8 protein-coding genes are annotated in these 6291 nt (G+C 49.6%); all 8 read right to left on the reverse strand.

Translation table 11 applies throughout. From position 1 onward, the window contains the following. Positions 1-1347: CocE/NonD family hydrolase (locus AC06L3_RS00175; protein WP_475668605.1), on the reverse strand; the 1347-nt coding region annotated here is incomplete at its 3' end. Between the two features lie 8 nt (positions 1348-1355). Then, a complete protein-coding gene (locus AC06L3_RS00180) occupies positions 1356-2684 on the reverse strand; it encodes a glycoside hydrolase family 3 protein (RefSeq protein WP_475668606.1) in 1329 nt (442 codons plus the stop codon). Positions 2685-2780: 96 nt separating this feature from the next. Continuing rightward, complete coding sequence (locus AC06L3_RS00185; RefSeq protein WP_475668607.1) at positions 2781-3170, reverse strand: IS1096 element passenger TnpR family protein; 390 nt, start codon at positions 3168-3170, stop codon at positions 2781-2783. Between the two features lie 44 nt (positions 3171-3214). Next, positions 3215-3943 carry a DNA alkylation repair protein gene (locus AC06L3_RS00190; RefSeq protein WP_475668608.1) on the reverse strand — a complete coding sequence of 243 codons (729 nt, stop codon included), beginning with the start codon at positions 3941-3943 and terminating at the stop codon, positions 3215-3217. A 12-nt stretch (positions 3944-3955) separates the two neighbouring features. Next, positions 3956-4240, reverse strand: a complete 285-nt coding sequence (locus AC06L3_RS00195; RefSeq protein WP_475668609.1) for a DUF4491 family protein — start codon at positions 4238-4240, stop codon at positions 3956-3958. Positions 4241-4246: 6 nt separating this feature from the next. Then, on the reverse strand, positions 4247-4756 hold the full coding sequence (locus AC06L3_RS00200) for a pyridoxamine 5'-phosphate oxidase family protein (RefSeq protein ID WP_475668610.1): 510 nt from the start codon (positions 4754-4756) through the stop codon (positions 4247-4249). 11 nt (positions 4757-4767) lie between these two features. Then, positions 4768-5559 (reverse strand): YjbH domain-containing protein, encoded by a 792-nt coding sequence (locus tag AC06L3_RS00205; RefSeq protein WP_475668611.1) that lies wholly within the window; start codon positions 5557-5559, stop codon positions 4768-4770. Positions 5560-5746: 187 nt separating this feature from the next. After that, the coding region (locus tag AC06L3_RS00210; protein WP_475668612.1) for an HRDC domain-containing protein at positions 5747-6291 on the reverse strand (545 nt) is incomplete at its 5' end.

Genomic DNA, 6291 nt, shown 5'->3' on the forward strand with positions numbered 1-6291 from the left:
ATAGTTGTCCGCCATATAGCTGCGGTCACGCACGTTCTTCTTTGAAGGATGCAGGTAGCGCAGTGGTTTCGCAGGGTCTGAGACGTATGAGCTTTCCTTGCTATCGCCATGTTGGAAAGGCATTCTTACCATTTCATAGGAAGGAAGGCTGTCCAGGAAGAGAGGCGTCCAGGCGGCTGTACTGCTGTCGGCGGCAAAAGATGGAATGAGAGTTACAGGAGAAGGTTTCTCAGGGGCGCCTTCCAAGTAGTGTGCAAAGAACGGGTACTCCACCTTGTTGTAGAAGAAATCAAAGAGGCCGGGGCCCCAGTTCCAGGCGCCCAGATGGTCATAGTCCCTGTTCCTCCAGGAGCCGTGAATCCAGGGACCGTTAAGGTAGTAGGTTTCGGTGGCCGGTGAATTCTTGAGGAGTGTCCTGTATGTTTCAATGGCGCCGTAGCAGTCCTCCGCATCAAAGAGAGCGCCAACAACAAGCATTGCCGGTTTCACGTCCTTGACGTATGGAAGATGGGCAACGCTTTTCCAGAAATCGTCATAGTCCGGATGGTTTATTATATCGTACCAGAAAGGATAGTATTTTCGTAGTGTGTCCTCGTTTCCGTATGCCTGGATTATGTTCTTTGTTGTATGCAAACGGCTGTAGTAATCAAACTTGCTGCTGCCGTAATCCACTTCCGGCTTGTAGTTGCCGGTGGCAAAAGCCTCGCGGTCAGCAAAGATATATGAACCGAAATCATCTGTATCAAGCAGCATGTACGCTCCATTGTGATGTATGTCGTCACCAATGAACCAGTCACCTATAGGAGCCTGAGGCGAGCAGGCCTTGAGCGCAGGATGGCCGCAGAGAGCGCCCACGGTTGAATAGTAGCCCGGATATGAAATCCCGCACATTCCCACATTGCCGTTGTTGGGAGTATTCTCCACCAACCAGGCGATGGTATCGTAGGTGTCTGTGGCATCATTTACCTCATCGCTCAGAGGACGTATGTTCTTATATGAACCCTCGCTCTCATATCTTCCTCTTACATCCTGATAGACAACAATGTAATTGTGCTTTGTGAAGACCGCCATTTCGTTATTGAAAAGCTCCTCGCTTCTGAACTCCTCCCCGTACGGAGCGCAGCTGTACGGAGTGCGGCGCATTATTATTGGCCTTCCCTCCTTGCCGCAGTCCACAGGCTGATAGATTGTTGTATGAAGTTTCACGCCGTCGCGCATTGCAATCTTCACCTCGCGCTTGATGTATCCGTTCTCCACCCTGGGGCCGTATGATATGGCATGAACCGCTGCAGGTTCAAAAAAGCAGAATGCCAACACGGCAATAATGAATAAAAGCACTTTTTTCATCTTGTAAACTATCTTCTTGTTTCGCCTTTGTCAAGCTGTCTTGTTTCGTCTCTGTCTGTAACAGGAAGCGGGGGTGCGCTTGATGCGTCAAGAGCTTTCTGAATACGTTTCTGCAATCTCCTGTCGCGTCTGGCCGCCCTGCGTATTTTCTTTTCAAGATGCTTGATTTCAGGGGAGTAGCCATCATCGAAATATCCGGCATTGGCCTTGAGCATGAGCACTTTGCGTACACGGCTGTTCAAATCCTCAAGCGTGAAGTCATTGCCCGGCCTGCCCGGCAGCTCAACTGAGACATAGTGCATATATCTGGAAATAGAATCAGTGATTGCGGCTATGGATTGAGCCGGGGTTGTTGACATAAGGAACATCTCAACGCCTGCCTTGTACGCAAGAACGTCAACGTCAACCTGGTCCATATCTCCTCTTGCGCCCTTCATTGCAAGCGCATCGGTAATCACAACACCCTTGAACCCGTGCTCGTTCTGAAGCAGGTCACGCACGCATTTTGATGACAGAGACATTGGAAGTCCGCTTGAATCTATTGCCGGGATGCGCAGATGGGCTATCATCATCATTGCCAGCCCGTTGTCAATCATCTTTTTGAAAGGCACATACTCTATGCTGTCAAGCCGCTCCTTTGAGAAATTCATTACAGGAAGGGCCTTGTGCGAATCCACCTCTGTATCGCCGTGGCCGGGATAGTGCTTTCCACAGGCATAGATGCCTGCATCCTGCATACCAAGCATATATGCATTGCTGTAATCAGCCACCTGCGATGGGTCATTGCTGAATGCCCTCTGAGCAAAATCATTGATGTACTTTTCCGGGCAGACATCGGCCACAGGAGCAAAGTTCACCAGTATGTTCAAGTCCTTCAATTCCTTACCAACATTGCGTCCCATCCTGTAAAGAAGGTCCCGAGCATTGTCAAGACGCCCGAAGTGGGCCTGCCTCTGATAAGGCCTGTATTCCTTCAGACGCATGGCGGCGCCCCATTCTCCATCTATGCATACGAGCAGAGGAAATCTTGCCATTGACTGAAGCCGGTTCAGCCTCGGCACGAACTTCCGGGCATATCCCCCCATTACAATCAGGGATCCCACACCGCAATCGCGTATGAGCGTGTCCTGCTCCATCAATGTGGCTGAGTCCTCCCTGCTGTCAATCTCTATCACGAACAGCTGCGCCACCTTCTCCCTGATGCTCATAGTGCCGATTATCTCCTCCACTCTGGCCCTGCGCTGGGCCTGCAACCCGGAATCGGTGCTGGTGCGCGCATATAGGCCGGCAAAGGCGGAAAGAACAGATGCTATTACTGCTAAAATGCAAATTTTCAATGTGCTACTACGCCCCATATATTCCTAATCTACTTTACACTCCTGCTTCAATGCGCTTTTGATGCAATCGCAAGTATTCTGCACAACTGCTTTTTCTTAGTATCTCTCTGTGAAAGTCCGGACGACCCGGAAAAAGTCCACAATCCTGAGCCGAGTCGCATATATATCGAAATTGTGCGGATCAAAGCCCTCGGGAAGCCATTGGATAAAGCTCTCCAGTTCCTCCGGTTCCGCCCATCTATTATACTCCCTGATTTCATCTCGGCTGGTATACAAATCATCACCCCTTTTGAACTCATACATGTGGTAACCGACCCATCCCACAGTACGTATCAGCAGCTCCGCCAGATGCGGCAGACGAATATTTGACGGAACTACCACCTCCCGATAAACTTTCACGGGAGATTCTCTCAAACTGATACCAATTTTATAACGCCACTGAGGCTTCTTCCAGTCATAAATCTTTTGAAAAATGTCAAGTGCCATAAGGAAATAGTTTGGTTGACGCAAATTTAATAAAACTTTGCGCATTATACGAGCGACTTTCGTCCGTACAAAAATTTGCAACGCTCTTGGGGAGGGAATTTCTCAATGGCGTAACGGAGCATCGTGCGGGACATCCTCATGTGGTTTGTTTCCAGATAGCGGCGGAGCCTTTCCTCATTGCGTTTTCCCGCTTCGCGCAGAAGCCATCCGACCGCCTTCTGCAAGAGGTCGTGAAGGGGCTGTGGCTTGTTCAGGAAAATATCTGCAATGGTGTATGTATCATCAAGTTGTCCGTGTCGGATAAACTGCATTGTTGAGACGATTCCAATGCGTTGCTCCCAGATTGTCCGGCCATCGCGGGCCAAGTCATAGAGCAGACTGCGATCCCGTTCCAGAAGCCAACGTCCTAGGATTTCATAACAGCTCAAATCCACAAGGTCCCAATTATTGATGTAGTCCGTATGACCGAGATAGAAATCTATGCACCGCTGCTGCAGTGCGGCATCCTTCCGGGCGTGTGTGAAAATCTGCACCAACGTCAGCAGTGCGGCCAGCCTCACCTCATGATATTCACTGCGGATGCACTCCTCAAGATTATCGAAGCTCGTCTGCTGCCAGCAGGCCTTTACCACCCCGTGCGTCACCGGCACCTTGACTCCCAGGAACTTATCCCCTTCCCCATACTGCCCCGGACCCGTCTTGAAAAAACGGGACAGTCCAGCCACCTGCAACGGGTCCGCCTTGGATAGCATTTCTGAAAAAAGTTGATTCATTCTGTACGAACTTTATTTCTTTTTGGGATTTGCGGGGAACCAGCCTTTCTTGACGCGCCTCTCCTGCTGGAAAAGTTCCAGAATGGACCAGAAGCAGCTGAACCCTGTCACGCCGAGAATCGATGAAACAACAGTGTCGGCAGCGAACAATGCTGCCACACAGAAGCCGAGGCCAGTTAGGGCGAACATCCACCAGCAGCGCTTGCCAAGGTGGTATTCAGCCTTGATAACGATGGGATGAAAAAGTCCGATTATGATGAAAGCAGACGCTCCCAGAATGATTCCGGAGAAGTTCATGACGCCTTAGAATTTCTCAATTTCCTGTTCCTTTACAAAGGAGTCGAAACGTGCAGTGGCGTCCTTGAAATAATACACTGCGGTATTGCCGTCATTCTCATCGTACATCCCGCTAAGCTCGGGGTAAGCGTCAAGCATCGCTTTCTTGGCCTCAATGCGCTCATCCTCAACCAGAATGCCGCTCAGTCGGAGCCAGTTGGCCTGCCCATCAAAGCAGCAAAGCTCCACCTTCGGATTGGCCGCAATCTGCTTTGCGACATCCTTCTTGTGGCCCGTCTGGATGTACAGTTTGCCCTCAAAAATGTTGATTGTTCCGAAAGGGCGCACGCGAGGCTGATCTCCATCGGTAGTTGCGATGAAATACGTGCTGTGGCAATTCTGCTTGATAAAATCGTAAGTTTTTTGCATAGCTTCTATGTTAGATGATTGATAATCAGCGTGATTGACCGAGGTATGCGAAGACCCGGAAGGCTGGGCGCCGTCCTTGATGCACTCTTCTATGGAAACATACCTCATACTTTATACTCCTATTCCGTTCCCTTTAACCTCAGCTTGAATCTCAAGCCGAACGATACCCAGCGGAAGTCCTGGAGGCAGAACATAGCTTCGAAACGATTATCCCAGATGGAGGCGAGGAAGCCCAGGTTAGCAGTGTTGGCATCGTACTCCAGAACGAATTTCGGGGAAAACCAGCGGTTCTGAAGCCACACGGGACACCAGTCAGCGGCCGCTATCATGCCCTTGCGGTTCCAGTCCAGGCGCTTGTTGTACTGGTACCCCAAATGTCCGCCCACCTGACCCCAGGGAGTATAGAAATGTTTGGTGGCAACTGCATAGTATCTGTTGAAATAGCCGTTACCGGTTTCTCCTACATTCCCGTGTACATAATCCCCACCGGATCCGGTCACCGGATCACTCACTCCAACAGCAATCGAAGGTGTCCATTTCCATATTTCGCCTTCCTTCAGAAGGAGAAGCTTTGCCGAGAAATGGCGGTCCTGATTCTTCAGAATGTTAAACCTGTAATCATCCGGCTTGGGATATTGAGGACTCCATTCGGAATTCCAGATAGTACAAATATAACACACTTCCAGCCTTGAAAAGAAGGTGATACCGAAGCCGTATCCGAACGTGCTGTAATCCCAGCTTCTGGAAGGAAGCGTATGCTTGTTCAGGAAATTATTGGTAATGGTAAACGTCCCGGACTGATTCATATCAGCCGAGGGCATATTGAGCAGGCCTGTACTGCTGTCCGTAAACTGAGCTTTTGCAGAAAGGGCCATAAAGGTCAGAACTAATATGAGTATTGTGCGTTTCATACTGCAAAACTAATACTTTTTTATGGATATGAACTCGCATATTGCGCAAGGTTTGCGAGAGAAATGAAATACAGACTATTAATAATTCTTATTGGCTGCGTTTGCCGCAGCCCGCACGCCACAAAGCGAGTGGAGTGACAAAACCCGAGGAAAAGAGCATTCTCGCAAGACGGAGGGAGGCAAAAAGCTAATCTGACCCGCATCCATCATGCCCGATCTTTTTCAGCCGTGAACGGATGGAGCCCGTGTTGCGCTGCAATATTTCCGCCAATTCTGAAATTGACTTGCCTTGCCGCCAAAGGAAAAACAGTGCATTCTCTTCTTCATCAGTCCAAGGGGCATCGACAGCCCCAAGATGGCTGCATATCAGATTCACAAACCTGTCACCAAACTGAGCCTTCTTGTACTCACCGATACCGAAAGCGTTTCCGAATTGGGACAGATTGGTCGGTTTCAAGCTTGCCAGAGAATGTAAAGATTTATCTGGCAGGACAATATAAGCCGGCTTATGCATTTCATTCGCAATGGTCCTGCGCAATTCCTTGAGCTTTTCAAACAACACCTGGTCTTCTGACTGCGGTTCCTCTTCCGGAACGGATTGCTGATTTTCCGGTTTGCGCTTGGCTGCGATGAGGCTTTCCTTGACAATCACTGACAGCTGAGCGTCCTTCCTACCATATAGCACATCTTCACCCAATGGCGTAACTTTCAGATGATTATATTCATCGTACG

The sequence above is a fragment of the Candidatus Egerieousia sp. genome, assembly GCF_056211015.1.